This is a genomic window from Morganella sp. BCCO 40_0007 (assembly GCF_032989665.1).
GTDB classification, from domain to species: domain Bacteria; phylum Pseudomonadota; class Gammaproteobacteria; order Enterobacterales; family Enterobacteriaceae; genus Morganella; species Morganella sibonii.
Genome location: NZ_JAVBIN010000003.1, coordinates 135213 through 150518, shown reverse-complemented (window position 1 = coordinate 150518; position 15306 = coordinate 135213). Strand labels below are relative to the sequence as shown.

General features: G+C 48.3%; 11 protein-coding genes. 4 read left to right on the top strand and 7 right to left on the bottom strand.

Annotated elements, in window-relative coordinates; all coding sequences use genetic code 11:
* Positions 1 to 25: 25 nt before the first annotated feature.
* Genes lsrD through lsrA form a run of 3 tightly spaced genes read right to left on the bottom strand, consistent with a single transcriptional unit; the run spans position 26 to position 3587 of the window.
* Complete coding sequence (lsrD, locus tag R5268_RS04950) at positions 26 to 1030, bottom strand: autoinducer 2 ABC transporter permease LsrD (RefSeq protein WP_107679076.1); 1005 nt, start codon at positions 1028 to 1030, stop codon at positions 26 to 28.
* Positions 1027 to 2031 (bottom strand): autoinducer 2 ABC transporter permease LsrC, encoded by a 1005-nt coding sequence (lsrC, locus tag R5268_RS04945; RefSeq protein WP_218455533.1) that lies wholly within the window; start codon positions 2029 to 2031, stop codon positions 1027 to 1029. Before lsrC ends, lsrD begins: the two co-directional genes overlap by 4 nt.
* Entirely contained in the window at positions 2025 to 3587 is a 1563-nt protein-coding gene (gene lsrA / locus R5268_RS04940) for an autoinducer 2 ABC transporter ATP-binding protein LsrA (RefSeq protein WP_317418859.1), read from the bottom strand. The genes lsrC and lsrA overlap by 7 nt, the downstream gene beginning before the upstream one ends.
* Before the next feature lie 307 nt (positions 3588 to 3894).
* On the opposite strand from lsrA, the gene lsrR reads away from it, so the two are divergent.
* Both lsrR and lsrK read left to right on the top strand, forming a co-directional pair.
* The gene (gene lsrR, locus R5268_RS04935) at positions 3895 to 4845 is read left to right on the top strand and encodes a transcriptional regulator LsrR (protein WP_046892655.1); all 951 of its coding nucleotides are present in this window, start codon (positions 3895 to 3897) and stop codon (positions 4843 to 4845) included.
* Positions 4846 to 4947: 102 nt separating this feature from the next.
* Positions 4948 to 6543, top strand: a complete 1596-nt coding sequence (lsrK, locus tag R5268_RS04930) for an autoinducer-2 kinase (RefSeq protein WP_260249118.1) — start codon at positions 4948 to 4950, stop codon at positions 6541 to 6543.
* A 189-nt stretch (positions 6544 to 6732) separates the two neighbouring features.
* Here the strand turns inward: lsrK and R5268_RS04925 are convergent, their stop codons facing one another.
* Positions 6733 to 7077 carry a RidA family protein gene (locus R5268_RS04925; protein ID WP_004237501.1) on the bottom strand — a complete coding sequence of 115 codons (345 nt, stop codon included), beginning with the start codon at positions 7075 to 7077 and terminating at the stop codon, positions 6733 to 6735.
* A 100-nt stretch (positions 7078 to 7177) separates the two neighbouring features.
* On the opposite strand from R5268_RS04925, the gene R5268_RS04920 reads away from it, so the two are divergent.
* On the top strand, positions 7178 to 9103 hold the full coding sequence (locus R5268_RS04920; RefSeq protein WP_317418858.1) for an ATP-dependent DNA helicase: 1926 nt from the start codon (positions 7178 to 7180) through the stop codon (positions 9101 to 9103).
* 84 nt (positions 9104 to 9187) lie between these two features.
* Positions 9188 to 9889: a tRNA (adenosine(37)-N6)-threonylcarbamoyltransferase complex dimerization subunit type 1 TsaB gene (gene tsaB / locus R5268_RS04915; protein WP_317418857.1), complete on the top strand. Its 702-nt coding sequence runs from the start codon at positions 9188 to 9190 to the stop codon at positions 9887 to 9889.
* A 212-nt stretch (positions 9890 to 10101) separates the two neighbouring features.
* On the opposite strand, the gene R5268_RS04910 is transcribed toward tsaB, so the two are convergent.
* The 3 genes from R5268_RS04910 to R5268_RS04900 all read right to left on the bottom strand — a co-directional run bounded on the left by R5268_RS04910 (position 10102) and on the right by R5268_RS04900 (position 15305).
* Entirely contained in the window at positions 10102 to 13194 is a 3093-nt protein-coding gene (locus R5268_RS04910; protein WP_317418856.1) for a hypothetical protein, read from the bottom strand.
* A 380-nt stretch (positions 13195 to 13574) separates the two neighbouring features.
* Complete coding sequence (locus R5268_RS04905) at positions 13575 to 14039, bottom strand: phage tail assembly chaperone (RefSeq protein WP_218455538.1); 465 nt, start codon at positions 14037 to 14039, stop codon at positions 13575 to 13577.
* A gap of 12 nt (positions 14040 to 14051) precedes the next feature.
* Positions 14052 to 15305 carry an HlyD family type I secretion periplasmic adaptor subunit gene (locus R5268_RS04900; RefSeq protein ID WP_218455539.1) on the bottom strand — a complete coding sequence of 418 codons (1254 nt, stop codon included), beginning with the start codon at positions 15303 to 15305 and terminating at the stop codon, positions 14052 to 14054.
* Position 15306 lies beyond the last annotated feature (1 nt).

Below are 15306 nucleotides of genomic sequence, written 5' to 3'. Positions count from 1 at the left end.
TCAAATCTGTGATAACAAACGTGTTTTACTCTGATACGAATTGCCTGTTGCGTTTACGCGCCCACCAGCCAAGGATGTGATGTCGGTGTAAAGAAACGGAACGACCAACAACGGCAACAATAAGCAGCGCACCCGAGAGTGCACTGGAGACCTGATTCGGTACGCCGATCATCTGCAATCCCTGCTGTAAAAAGCCGATCAGCAAAACAGCCAGCGCGGTGCCTAATACAGAGCCGGAACCGCCGTAAATATTGGCGCCACCCAGAACAACAGCGGTGATCGCAGGCATCAGGAAGGACGCACCGAGATCCGCGCGGGCAGAGCCGAAATAGGACACTAAAATGACGGACGCGAGTGCAGCGGAGACGCCGACCATCGCATACAGCAGACAAATAGTGCGTGTCACCGGGAAAGCGCTGTAACGGGCGACACGGGCGTTCTGTCCGATTAAAAAGACATTGCGGCCCGGATGGGTGCGGTGCAGATAAAACCAGAATACCAGCACACACAGGGCAAAAATAATCAGCGGCAGCGGAATACCGAGTAAGTCGAGGTTGGCAAAATCGGTAAAGGCCATCGGGAAGCCGCCGATGCCTTCAAAACCGGTCGCGCCGGATAACCCGGAGAGCAGCAGGGCGCAGCCGCCGAACAAATACATGGTGCCGAGTGTAATCACCAGCGGGTTAACACCGGTAAACAGGATCAGCAGCGCGTTAATCAGACCGCACAATGCGCCGGTCAGCAGCGTCAGCGGGATCGCGGCAATCATCGGTACACCCGCCTGATTGAGTATGCCGAGCACAATGGCCGTCAGTCCGATGGTGGAGCCGAAGGAGATATCCATACCGCCGCTGACAATTACCAGCGTCAGCGGCAGTGCGACCAGGCCGATACAGATAAAGTCACTGGTACTGAACAGCAGTACATTGACATCCAGCAGACGCGGGTTACCCATACCGAATAACAGGATTTCCAGAACTATCAGCAGCGCGAGGGCAATTTCCCAGCCGTAACGTTTGGTGATACTCATTTTTTCGCCTCCTGCTGCGCGGAAGGATTAAGGAACCGTGCATAACGCTGGGCGCGGAGGTTTTTCTCCAGTGCCACACGCAGACGACCGTCAAAGACCAGAACAGCGAGTAATACAAATCCGGCGATAAAGTCATTCCACCAGGCCGGCAGTTTAAGCAGCACCAGCACGCTGTCGATTTGAGTCATAAAGTAAGCACCGAGGATAGCACCCACAATCGTTCCGGTTCCGCCGAGCAGGCTGATCCCGCCCAGCACACAGGCGGCGATGGCTTTCATTTCCAGGCCGTTACCGGTCTGATTCGGAATAAAGCCGATTTGTGAGGCGAACACAATTCCCGCGAGCGCCGCCATCATACCGTTTACCGAGAAGGCAATGATGCGGGTACGGTCAACCGGAACACCCAACTGGCGTGCACCCTGCAAGTTATCGCCGGTGGCATAGAAACCGCGTCCGGCAGTGGTACGGGACAGGAACAGGGTCATCAGAATAATCAGCAGAATAATAAACCAGCCAATCGGTGACAGTCCGAGGAAGACCGGTTTTGACAGATCTTTCAGTTCTGCGGGTAAACCTTCAATCCATTTACCGCCGGTGAGTAACAGCATAATGCCGCGATACAGACCGAGAGTACCAAGGGTGGCAACAATGGCGGGTATCCGCAGCCAGGTGACCAGGATACCGTTGAACAACCCGGCCAGCAGCCCGGCGGCAACGGTCAGCAGGATCGCCACAGTGAGGGGCAGTCCGGCATTCAGTGAGATCCCGACAATCACCGCACATAACCCGGTGGTGGAGCCGACAGATACGTCAATATTACGGGTCAGCATCACCAGTGTGGCACCGATAGCCAGCAGCATCTGGATCTGGGCACTGCCGAAAATCATGGTGACGGTTTGCAGGCTGAAGTAGCGGGTTTCCATACCGCCGAGCAGCACAAACAGACAGAGGATAGCCAGCAGTGCGGTGACTTCACGGTTATTCTGAACATATTTCAGCATGATGCGGCCTCCTGTAACGGGCTGCTTTCTGTTTCTTTTTGCGGGCGGTGCTCACCGAACGCCATATGCATAATGGTGTCGGTATCCAGCTCGTCGTGCTGCAATTCCCCGGAGAACTCGCCCTGATGCATGACCAGTACGCGGTCAGCCAGAGCGACGACTTCATCGAGGTCAGAGGAAATCAGTAAAATCGCCACATTTTGCTGTGCGATGCTTTGTATCAGCTGATAAATATCATTACGGGCACCGACATCGACTCCGCGTGTCGGTTCGTCAATAATCAGCAGTGACGGATTGGCTTCCAGGCATTTGGCAATCAGAATCTTTTGCTGATTACCGCCGGACAGCGTACGCACGATCTGTTGTCCGTCACTGAATTTGATATTGAGCGCGCGGCGGTAACGTTCGAGCAATGCATCATCACGCGAGCGGTTTACCAGCAGCCCCTGGTGATTGTGTACCAGCGCACCGATATTCCAGGTGAGCGGGGCGTCAAGGAAAAGTCCGGAGGCCTGACGGTCTTCAGGTAAACAGACCAGCCCCCGGGTGAGGCGTTTTTCACTGCTGACACCGCGCAGATTTTCACCGTTGAGGAAAACCTCTCCGGCGATCAGCGGGCGCAGCCCGTATAATGTTTCAGCGAGTTCGGTCCGGCCGGCGCCGACGACGCCGGCCAGTCCGACCACTTCCCCCGGGTTGACAACAAAACTGATATGACGGAATCCTTCGCCGCAGGCATTGCGGACGTCCAGCACCGGCGTATCATCCTGCGGATTATTACGGGTGGCAGACAGATCCAGCCAGAGCTTCTGTGTCTCTGACAGCGGCTTTTTCTTCGCTTCCGGCGTGATCGCCTGAATAATTTCATCCGTGGAAAATTGTTTTGCCGGACCGGCCAGGGCGATATTACCGTCGCGCATCACACTGAGATAATCCGCAATAGCATGGATTTCCGGCAATTTATGAGAGATAAAGACAATCCCGACACCCAGTTGCTGTAATTCCCGTACCCGATCAAACAGGCGTTCGGTTTCAGCCGGGGTCAGCGAGGCGGTGGGTTCATCCAGGATCAGAATCCGGGAGTCACGCATCAGGCCGCGCATGATCTCCACCAGTTGCTGATCCGCCACATTCAGGCTGCCCGCCCGGGCACTGAGATCAAAATTGCAGCGCAGTGATGTCAGCATCTGCTGTAATTTGGCTTTGCCCGCCTGATGTTTCGGCAGGCGGAACAAAATATTTTCCTGTACTGACAGATTCGGGTACAGCAGCGGCTCCTGCGGTACCAGATACAGTCCGAGCTGATGAGCTTTCGCCGGTGTCAGGTGCGATACCTCCTGACCTTCCAGCATCAGAGTGCCGGCATCAGGCTGTTCAATCCCTGCAATAATTTTCATCAGCGTGGATTTTCCCGCGCCGTTACCGCCCAGCAATGCGTGAACCTGTCCCGGCAACAGTGTGAAATCGATGTGTTTAAGGACAACCACACCGGAGAACTGTTTGGCTATGCCGCGGGCGGTGAGCAGCGGCTGAATCGGGTGTTGCTTCTCTGACATAACGGCACCTCTGGTGTTATGGGTATTGCTGCCGGATGTTATGTGATGAAGAAAACATCAAAAATGAACATTTATAATTTATAAACACATTTGTTCATAAATGTAAGCCATAAAAATCAAATAAGACAATATTTCGGCCATATTTTGTGAAAAAATCAGATCTGCGTTAGAATTTGTTCAAAATTTTGGCCCGCACCTCTGGCAGATTTCTGTAAAAGGTGCTTATCTGTAAAAACGGAAAACAAAAGTTCACATGACAACAGTTTCAAAAAACACGAAAGCAGCCCCGGTAAGCTCCGTTTCTTCGATGGACTATGACGCCTCAGGACTTAGTATGAATGAAGAAGAGTTATTGGCCCGTATTGCCTGGTTTTATTACCACGATGGTCTCACGCAGGGAGATATCGGGGATCTGCTCGGTCTGACACGGCTGAAAGTTTCGCGTTTGCTCGAAAAAGGACGTCAGTCCGGCGTCATCCGGGTACAGATAAATTCCCGGTTTGAAGGCTGCCTTGAACTTGAAGATATCCTGAAAAAAAGATTTTCGTTAAAACAAATTCGCATTCTCCCGGCGCTGAACGGCCCGGAGATCCACACCCGTCTCGGCGTGGCCGGTGCACATCTGCTGATGTCACAGCTTTCGCCCGGCCAGTTGCTGGCTGTCGGGTTCGGGGAAGCGGCAATGGCGACATTGCAGCATCTGAGCGGGTTTGTCTCTTCACAGCAGATCCGTCTGGTGACACTCTCCGGCGGTGTCGGACAGTATATGACCGGTATCGGCCAGCTGGATGCCAATTGTCCGGTCAGCATTATCCCGGCACCGCTGCGGGCATCGAATGCCGCGGTAGCCGCGACATTCCGGCAGGAACGCAGCGTGCAGGATGTGCTGATGGCGGCCAGCGCGGCGGATATCGCGGTGGTCGGCCTGGGCGCGGTGAATCAGAAACAGGATGCCACCATTATGCGTTCCGGCTATATCAGCAGTGGTGAACAGCTGATGCTGGCACGGCGGGGAGCGGTCGGGGATATTCTCGGCTACTTTATCGGCCGCGAAGGGGAACTGACAGAAGAGGTTGAGATGCACCGCGAACTTATCGGTATCACACCCGCAGAGCTGAAAAACATTCCGACAGTGGTCGGGGTGGCGGGCGGTGAGGAAAAAGCCGAGGTGATTGTGGCGGCACTGCTGGGGGGGTATATCAATTCCCTGGTAACGGACGAGCAGACGGCGCGGGTAATGCTGACATTATTAACCTGATGCATTATTAACCTTATGCACTGACTGCCCCGCAGACGAAAAATCACGCTGTATTTCATGGTGTAACGGTATCGGTCCAATTTAATTTGTGAGGATGGCGACATGAATCAGATTACGGGCAGCGGCTCATCAGAAAAATACCTGATGGCGCTGGATGCGGGAACAGGCAGTATCAGGGCCGTTATTTTTGATCTTCACGGTAACCAGATAGCGGTCGGACAGGCGGAGTGGCGTCACAATGAGCTGCCGGATGTGCCGGGTTCGATGGAGTTTGATCTGCCGGTTAACTGGCAACTGGCGTGCCACTGTATTGCGCTGGCACTGAAAAATGCCGGATTACCCGCCTCCGCGATCGCCGGTGTGGCAGCCTGCTCGATGCGTGAGGGGATTGTGCTGTATGACCGCAACGGCGAACCGATCTGGGCCTGTGCCAACGTGGATGCGCGCTCAAGCCATGAAGTCAGTGAATTAAAAGAACTGTACGATAACACTTTTGAATATGATGTTTACCAGTGCTCAGGTCAGACGTTAGCGCTGGGCGCGATGCCGCGTCTGCTGTGGCTGGCACATCACCGGCCGGATATCTACCGGCAGGCGGGCACGCTTACGATGATCAGCGACTGGCTGGCCTGCAAGCTGACCGGTGAGCTGGCCGTTGATCCCTCCAATGCCGGCACAACCGGGATGCTTGATCTGAAAACCCGCGACTGGCGGCCGGGGCTGCTGGAAATGGCCGGACTACGCGCGGATATTCTTTCACCGGTCAAAGAAACCGGTACGGTTCTGGGCTATATCACGGCGAATGCCGCGAAAGAGTCCGGTCTGGCAGAAGGCACGCCGGTGGTGATGGGCGGCGGGGATGTTCAGCTGGGCTGCCTCGGGCTGGGCGTGGTCAGAGCCGGACAGACGGCAGTACTCGGCGGCACGTTCTGGCAGCAGGTGGTGAATTTACCTGCACCGGTCACTGATCCGGATATGAATACCCGTATCAACCCGCATGTCATCCCGGGGATGGTACAGGCAGAATCCATCAGTTTCTTTACCGGTCTGACTATGCGCTGGTTCCGTGATGCGTTCTGCGCGGAAGAAAAAATTATTGCCGAACGCCTCGGTGTGGACACTTACTCGCTGCTGGAAGATATGGCGGCCCGTGTTCCCGCCGGTTCACACGGTATTATGCCGATTTTTTCCGATGTGATGCGCTTTAAATCCTGGTATCACGCCGCGCCTTCCTTTATTAACCTCTCTATTGATGCGGAAAAGAGTAATAAGGCTTCGCTGTTCCGCGCACTTGAGGAGAACGCCGCGATCGTTTCCTCCCTGAACCTCGATCTGATTGCCAAATTCAGCGGCGTGAAAGCGGATTCACTGGTATTTGCCGGTGGTGGTTCGAAAGGCAAATTATGGAGTCAGATCCTGGCGGATGTTACCGGTGTGCCGGTACGGGTGCCGGTGGTCAAAGAGGCCACGGCGCTGGGCTGTGCGATTGCCGCCGGAGCGGGTGTCGGGTTATATGATGATATGGTGACGGCAGGTGAGCGTCTGGTGCAGTGGCAGCATGAGTATCAGCCAAATCCGGCGCACCGTGAGGTTTATGATAAGGCAAAACAGAACTGGCAGAAGGTGTATGCGGATCAGCTTACGCTGGTGGATTCCGGCCTGACAACATCGATGTGGAAGGCTCCGGGACTAAAGTAACCCCTATCAGTAAAAAGCAGAGATACAGGATGTCCGGGGAAACCTGCAATGACGGGCAAAGGAAACGAAAAGCATGCGCGTCATGGATGACGCGCCTGAGCGCACAGGGATGTGTTTACAGCGACTTTTCGTTTTTGCCCGTCATCAGCAGAGACACTGAATTAACAGAGATCTCTGCTTTCTCAGCACTCAGACTGCTGCTATAACTTTAATTTCGACTTTATAATCCGGGTGCATCAGCGCAGCTTCCACGGTGCAGCGCACCGGTGCACTGCCTTTGGCGACCCATGCATCCCAGGCGGTATTCATACCGGCAAAATCCGCTTTATCTGCGAGGAAAATGGTCGCATCGAGGATTTTGCTTTTATCTGAACCGGCGCGGGCCAGAATTTTATCAATTGCGTGCAGGGCACTGGTGGTCTGGGCAGTGATATCGCCGCTCAGATCTTCCGGAACACTGGTGTAATAAACGGTGTTGTTGTGTACTACCGCTTCAGACCAGCGGTCTTCCGGATCAATTCGCTGAATTGTCATTCTCTCTCCTGTAAATATATCCAGTTTCTTACACAGCAAGGTGGTGCTATTGCTCAAGCCTTGGCATAATTACCGCCTATTTTGTCAGAAGAGAACGCGCGTGTCAGACGATTTTGCAAAAAACGGCCGCTTAGCCCGTGTCATTCCCGGTTTTCAGCCGAGGGAAGCTCAGGTGACGATGTCGGCAACGATCAGCCGGATAATTGAAACGCAGGGGCAACTGGTGGCGGAAGCAGGAACCGGGACCGGCAAAACCTTCGCCTATCTGGTACCTGCATTGCGTGCCGGAAAGAAAACGATTATCTCCACCGGTTCCAAGGCGTTGCAGGATCAGCTCTATAACCGCGATCTCCCCACAATTGTTCAGGCGCTGGACTATGACGGTAAAGTGGCGCTGCTTAAAGGGCGTTCAAACTATCTCTGTCTCGAGCGGCTGGAGCAGCAGACCCTCGGCGATATTAATATGGAGCCGGAAACACTCACGCAGATAGTGGCCGCACGGCGCTGGGCAAGTGTGACTGAGCTGGGGGATATCACCACCTGTCATGATATTCCGGAAGACAGCCCGGTCTGGCCGCTGATCACCAGTACCAACGATAACTGTCTCGGCAGCGACTGCCCGCAGTATAAAGAGTGCTTTGTACTGAAAGCCCGGCGCAAGGCGCTGGACGCGGATGTGGTGGTGGTAAACCATCACCTGTTTATGGCCGATCGCGTGGTAAAAGATACCGGTTTCGGGGAACTTATCCCCGAAGCGGATGTGATCATTTTCGATGAGGCACATCAGATCCCGGATATTGCCAGTCAGTATTTCGGCCAGCAGCTCAGCAGCCGTCAGTTATTTGATCTCACCCGTGATATCACGCTGGCGTACCGCAGTGAACTGCGTGACCAGGCGCAGTTACAGAAATGTGCCGACCGCCTGACCATGAGTGTTCAGGATTTCCGGCTGGCACTCGGTGATACCGGTTTTCGCGGTAATCTGCGCGAACTGCTGGCACAGCCGCAGTTTCAGAGGGCACTCACGCTGCTCGATGATGCACTGGAACTCTGTTATGACGTGATGAAACTCTCCCTCGGCCGCTCCGCGATGCTGGATGCCGCATTCGAACGGGCGACCCTGTACCGCAACCGCCTCAAACGGCTGAAAGATGTTTCCATCCCCGGTTACAGTTACTGGTTTGAAAGTTATGGCCGCCATTTTCTGCTGGCGCTGACACCACTGACCGTGGAAGACAAATTCCGCGAAATGATGAGCAGTCAGAAGATGGCATGGGTGTTCACCTCGGCCACATTGTCGGTGAATGACGATTTGCACCATTTTACCCGCCGCCTCGGGCTTGATCATGCCGAAATGCTGATCCTGCCGAGCCCGTTTAATTATCAGGAACAGACGCTGCTCTGTGTGCCGCGTTTTCTGCCGTCCCCGAATCAGTACGGCGCGGCAAAACAGCTGGCGGAACAGTTGCGGCCGCTGATCAACCATAACCGTGGCCGCTGTTTCTTTTTATGCACCTCACACCAGATGATGCGCGATCTGGCCGCCGAATTCCGCCAGTCACTGACACTGCCGGTTCTGGTGCAGGGGGAAACCAGCAAAACGCAACTGCTCAGTGAGTTTATCTCCTCCGGTAATGCACTGCTGGTGGCCACCGCCAGTTTCTGGGAAGGGGTGGATGTGCGGGGCGATGCGCTGACCTGCGTTATCATCGATAAACTGCCGTTTACCGCGCCGGATGATCCGCTGCTGAAAGCACGGATGGAGGATTGTCAGGTGCGCGGCGGTGACCCGTTCCGTGATGTTCAGATCCCGGATGCGGTGATCAGCCTCAAACAGGGGGTCGGGCGGCTTATCCGTGACACGGAGGATTACGGCGTAATTGTGATCTGCGACAACCGGATAGTTATGCGGCCTTACGGGGAAATATTCCTGAAAAGTCTGCCGCCGTCGCCGCGGACACGCTCACTGACCAAAGCGGCGGAATTCCTGGCAGCCCGGCAGTCACAGCGCCGCACAGCAGACTAAAACTGAATCCGTTTTGCAATAAAAGTCACTGTTACGATGATTTTTTTGTTACCATAAACCTTATTTATTTGCCGGAGTTATGGCATGTCCAGCCGAATTTTAGCCTTAGATACGGCAACAGAAGCCTGTTCTGTTGCGCTTTACAACAATGGTGAGATCACTGCCGATTTCGCCGTCACCCCCCGCGAACACACACAGCGTATCCTGCCGATGGTGCAGGCGGTACTGGCTGCGCAGAATCTCACTCTCCGTGATCTTGATGCGCTGGCTTTTGGTCAGGGGCCGGGCAGTTTTACCGGTGTCCGGATTGGTGTCGGGATTGCTCATGGACTGGCGCTGGGCGCTGAACTGCCGATGATCGGTGTCTCATCACTGGAAACCATGGCGGAAGGCGTTTTTCGTACCACCGGGCTTTCCCGGGTACTGGTCGCCATCGATGCCCGTATGGATGAAGTCTACTGTGCCGCCTATGTCCGGGATGAGCAGGGTATTTTCCGGCAGGAACTGGCGGAAGCGGTGCTGAAACCGGCTGATTTTGTCACGCGCTGTGCTGAACTTTCCGGGGAATGGGGACTGGCCGGTACCGGCTGGGCCGCATATCCGCAGATGCAGGAAGCACTGACCATTAAGACGCTGATGACAGAGATTACCCTGCCGCATGCACAGGATATGCTGCCGCCGGCACTGAACGCACTGCGTCGCGGGGAAACATCAGCCCCCGAATCCGCCGAGCCGGTATATCTGCGCAACGAAGTGACCTGGAAGAAATTACCGGGCCGGGAATAACGTAAAAAACAGGTTGATCGCAATTCCGCCTTAATCCGCAGAAAGCGGCAGCCGGAGCGTTCAGGTTTGTGTCAGTGAAAGCGAATTCTTCAGTGGCGGGTCAGGTCTGATGTATCCCTCAGTGTCAGCATAGTTGCCACTGAGGGATTCAGGAAACAGTATTAAAAGGTCTGATTTCAGTACAGAAATCAGACCCCGGCTAATATCTGTTATCAGGCAACTAACGCAAAGTGCTGATTATCCTGGTTAAAGAGGTTGTTGATAAGATCGCTGTGGCTGGCTTCAGTGACATCAGTTTCTGCAGAAACAGAACTGAATGCAACCTGCTCAGCCGGCCCTAACAATTCAGTTGAAATATGACCATTATCAATGACCAGATCGCTGTCTGACAACATATCAGGCATTGCATTATCTGCTGAAGATACATGATCTGCTGTCGTTTCAGTTAAGTCAGACATTGCTGATTTATCCTGAACAGCTTTATCCGCTAACAGCTTGCCGAGCAGGGTATCTTCGTGTGTTTCACCAAAGGCTGCTTTTTCTGCGAAAGATTTAACCATCTCATTATCATGATGCTTCTCTTCGATCGCTGCTTTTTCCATTGGTGCAGAAGATTTTCCGCCCGGTAAGAATGGTTTGATTAAAGGTAATAACTCTTTGACCATATCAATGATTTTTTTGATACCTTCAATCGGGTTAGCGAGTTTAAACAGCCCTTTAATTGCATCGTCAATTAAGGTGATTGAAGTACCGATAATCGGAATATCTTTGACTGTTTCAATGGTACCGGCGACAACTTTCATCACATCATCAAATGTCTTCACACCTTTACTGATAACATCAATAACGCTTTGTGTACCGGTGATAATTTTAGTAAAGGCATTACTCAGTGTATTGACCAGGCCATCAATACCGCCGGTCAGTTTACCAAATCCGTCACTAAACGAATTCACAACACTGTTAATCCCTTCGACAAATTTACTGAAACCATTACTTGTTGAATTAACGATACTGTCAATGCCGGTTGTTACTTTAGTAACAATATCACTGATCAGATTGGTAATTTTGCCCACGTTTGTTGTGGCACTTTCTGTCATGTTGTCAAAGAAGTTTTTAATACCCGTCGTGATGAAAGATGTACTTTCACCAATTCCTTTAATGACATTAAATACGGTTTCATGAAGGCTGCTGAAGAATGTACCGATATTACCAAAAAGACTTTTAATGACATTATCAATCGAACCACCAATGGTTGATACGAACTCATTAAAATTACCTACTGTGCCTTTCAGAAGTGCAGAGGTAATATTGTGAGCAGTATTTGCCATGGAATCAGCAATGGTTTTAATGTTATTTTCAATATTACCGATAACTTTACTGATTAAACCTGAGGTTTTGTCACTGATTGAACCAATTGATTTCGGGATATCACTGATAAACTTAACAATTGTCTTCGGCAGTTCAAGTACTTTACCAAATGCAGATTTAACAATATCAATAATTTTTGTTGGTAATTTTAAGATACCGCCATCGAAAACAGATTTGATTTTTTCGGTGACAGATGAAATCAGTTTTTTCGGTAATTCAAATAATTTTCCGAAATTTGTTTTAGCAAATTCAATGATTTTTGATGGTAACTTGAAGATGCCGCCATCGAAAATGGATTTAATTTTTTCGGTAACCGATGTGAGCAGTTTTTTTGGTAATTCAAATAACTTACCGAAATTTGTTTTAATAAATTCGATAATTTTTGATGGTGATTTTTCAATGCCGCCGTCGGAAGCAGGTTTAATTTTGTCAGTGACAGATGAAATCAGTTTTTTTGGTAATTCAAATAACTTACCAAAATTTTCTTTTACAAATTCGATAATTTTTGATGGTAACTTGAAGATACCGCCATCAAAAACAGACTTGATTTTTTCAATAACAGATGAGATCAGTTTTTTCGGTAATTCAAATAACTTACCAAAATTTTCTTTTGCAAATTCGATAATTTTTGATGGTAACTTGAAGATGCCGCCATCGAAAATGGATTTGATTTTTTCGGTGACAGATGTAAGCAGTTTTTTAGGCAGCTCAAATAACTTACCAAAATTAGTTTTGATAAATTCTAAAATTTTCGCCGGAAGCTTCAGCGGGCTGTTTTCTTCAGCTGCGGCTTTTGCCATACCGAATGCAGCAGGTTTATCTGAAGTGTCAGTAAACTTACCTGTTATAGATTTAATAAATTCGATAATTTTTGATGGTAATTTAAAAATACCATCATCAAAAACAGATTTTATTTTTTCAGTAACAGATGAAATCAGTTTTTTCGGTAATTCAAACAGTTTGTCAAAGTTGCTTTTAACAAATTCAATGATTTTTGATGGTAATTTTAAAATACTCCCATCCAGAACAGGCTTGAGTTTATCTGAAATGAATTTCAGTATATTTTTAGGAAGCTCAAGGATTTTACTAAAATCACTCTTAAAGAATTCCAGTATTTTTGCAGGCAGTTTAAAGATGCCACCATCAAGAATACCTTTTAATTTTTCACTAATGTTACCAATAAAGTCCTTAACCGGTTTAATAATATTAACCGCATTTGATAGCAGGGCTTTTAAATTGGAAAGGAATGAACCATCAAGGCCGGATAATAAATTTTTAATACCATTGATGATATCAGAAAGAGAGGTCGATGCAGGTTCTGTTTTTTCTGGTGTGACAGTTGCTTCTGAAGCGCCTGACTGAGCGGTATCGCTATTTACTTCAGAACCGGATAATACCTCTGTCGTGGATACGGGATCATTTGAATTCGTATTGACGGCGGCCATATCCGGTATTGTGGTACCAGCCAGATTATCAGGCGTGACGGAGCTTGTTGCATCCTGGACGAAATCAGCTGAAATATTTGCATGGTTGCTTTTTACAGAATCATAAATAAATACCGGTTCAGTCACTGCTGATTCTGATTCACTGAAATTACTGATATCGGTATTTTTAGCTGAATCGGTCTCTGTTTTACCAGCAGGTTTAATTTCTTCAGCTGGTGAAGATGAGCGTGCAGTATTGGCAGTATCTGTATTTCCGGTTGACGGAAATGCATTTTTCAGTGATGAACGGGTGTTTGTCAGTGCGGATTTGTTTTCATCTTCAGCAATGATTTTCTTGGCAAGATTGCTGATGTTATCAATAGATGAATTCGCGCTCTTATCCGACGCTATTCCGTTTTCATCATAGTCTCCCACTTTTTTATTTTTGTTTACTTTATTTTCGCCATCAGACGAATTGGCTGAGTAGCCATCTATACTTAGGATGTTGGTCATGGTAAAGGCCCTTTGAAATATATGTTTTATAAGATAAAAAATAGAAACAGATACAGCAAATTAAATTATACGATAACAGCTTAACGTTAGTAAACGTCGTGTAATTGAATACATGATATATGCTATATTAGAGCATCATAATTATTAAATGTTTTTTATTCAGCTCAAAGTGCTGATAATGTCATTGGGTCTGGTTTTATTGTATGCATTAGTAAAACTAAAAAATATATCACTTATAACGAAACTGGTTGTTTTGAACGGACTTTGTTTTTCAGAGGGAAGGGGGTATTTAAAATGCAGATAAATAATAAAATCCCGGCAGAGGTTTTCTCTGCCGGGATTTTTATTTATGACGATTTTGTCTTAGCTTTAGTCTGTTCTTAGCCTTCAGCCAGTGTCGGAGATTGTTTGAAATTACTAAATAAGTCAGTAACCCCTTCAAGGTTAAACATAATCGCGTCTTTCATTAACATCAGAATATCTATCGGGTTAGTGAAAAAATCATTCAGCTCAACAAAAGCCAGCTTCGCTTTCTTTTCATCATCCCGTAAGTAGATAACAAGACCTTCATTTAAGATACGTTTTGTCCATTTTTCAATGGTGCTGCCATCGATAACACCAGATAATGATGTAATAACAGACATAAAGTCAAAGTCTGCAGCATTGCTGTTATTTAACATACCACTTATTTTTTCTTCACCGATACTGTTGATGACAGGAATCAGAAAGTCTTTCTGGAAATCAGCAATAAAAGTTAAACGTCTCCACGGATCAAGTTTAATGATGAAGAATTTCTTTTCAGCTACAGTGATTTCTTTGAACTCAGTGTTTTTATTATTACTCATGATATTTACCTGTTACCGCTCTCTGAGAGCTTCATTTATTTTATTGAATGGTTTAATTAAGTATTGCAAAACTGTTTTATTTCCGGTTCGGATATCGACACTGGCTACCATTCCGGGTGTAATAAAATACTGTTTTGCACTATCTGTTATCAGATAATCCTTATCAGTTTTTATATAAACACGGTAATAAACAAGATCCGGTTTTTGTTCATCTTTAATCGTGTCTGGTGAAATAGTAACTACTTCGCCATCCAGTCCTCCATAAATTGAATAATCATACGCAGTAATTTTTACTTTTGCAGCTTGTCCGGGATGAATGAATGCAATATCCCGTGGTGATATCTGGGCTTCTATTAACAGATTATCATCCAGAGGAACAATATTCATTAACTCGCCATTTGGTGGCACAACACCGCCAATAGTATTAATTTCAATATTTTTGACAACGCCCCGGACAGGAGAGCGGATAGTTGATTTCGATAACATATCCTTACGTCCGAGTATAATCTGAGACAATGAACCTATCTCAGCGGAAACCTTGGACAGTTCTTCCCGTGATCTGACATAGTAATCAGAAAGGAGTTCAGACTCTTTCATGCTTAAATCAACAAGCTGTTTTTTTAAGCGGATAACATCTACGGTACTTGATGCGCCTTCTTTTGCCAGCCTGGAATTGATCGCTAACTCACGGTTCAGCAATGATTTTGAATCCCTGATATTTTTCATCGACGTTTCAAACTGCTGCCGGCGCGAATCATAAAGCCGTTTTTCCGCACCGGTTAATTCAGTAAATTCATCCAATTCTGACGGAAATACTAACGGAACTTTATTTACTTCGGCATACAGCCGGGATTGCTGGGCCAGTAATGCACGATATTTTGATTCTGACTCTGCAACCGTAGATTGTGTCCGTGTAATATCAAGCTGAACTAAAATCTGACCGGCATCAACAATTTGTCCTTCTTTTACATGAATACTCTCGAGAATCCCGCCATCCATTGACTGGATAATTTTCTCTTTTGAGCTTGGAATGACCTTACCATTGCCTTTTGAAACTTCATCTATATTAAATAAGGCACTCCAGATTAAAAAAACGGATAAAAAACCCATAATGGAAAATAATATAGTTGCCGCACGGCTTGCAGTAACATCTTTACCTTCATCATGTGAAAATTCATCAACACCGTCATAACTGTGAGATGTACTATTTTTCATAAAAACATCTCTTATAAATGACGATATGTTTTTGAATAATGATTTTTTCATA

Excerpts from the sequence above, each read along its gene's own strand:
- R5268_RS04900 (WP_218455539.1), bottom strand. The coding sequence starts at position 15,305 with ATGAAAAAATCATTATTCAAAAACATATCGTCATTTATAAGAGATGTT.
- R5268_RS04910 (WP_317418856.1), bottom strand. The coding sequence starts at position 13,194 with ATGACCAACATCCTAAGTATAGATGGCTACTCAGCCAATTCGTCTGAT.
- lsrA (WP_317418859.1), bottom strand. The coding sequence starts at position 3,587 with ATGTCAGAGAAGCAACACCCGATTCAGCCGCTGCTCACCGCCCGCGGC.
- lsrC (WP_218455533.1), bottom strand. The coding sequence starts at position 2,031 with ATGCTGAAATATGTTCAGAATAACCGTGAAGTCACCGCACTGCTGGCT.
- lsrD (WP_107679076.1), bottom strand. The coding sequence starts at position 1,030 with ATGAGTATCACCAAACGTTACGGCTGGGAAATTGCCCTCGCGCTGCTG.
- R5268_RS04905 (WP_218455538.1), bottom strand. The coding sequence starts at position 14,039 with ATGAGTAATAATAAAAACACTGAGTTCAAAGAAATCACTGTAGCTGAA.
- R5268_RS04925 (WP_004237501.1), bottom strand. The coding sequence starts at position 7,077 with ATGACAATTCAGCGAATTGATCCGGAAGACCGCTGGTCTGAAGCGGTA.
- lsrR (WP_046892655.1), top strand. The coding sequence starts at position 3,895 with ATGGACTATGACGCCTCAGGACTTAGTATGAATGAAGAAGAGTTATTG.
- lsrK (WP_260249118.1), top strand. The coding sequence starts at position 4,948 with ATGAATCAGATTACGGGCAGCGGCTCATCAGAAAAATACCTGATGGCG.
- tsaB (WP_317418857.1), top strand. The coding sequence starts at position 9,188 with ATGTCCAGCCGAATTTTAGCCTTAGATACGGCAACAGAAGCCTGTTCT.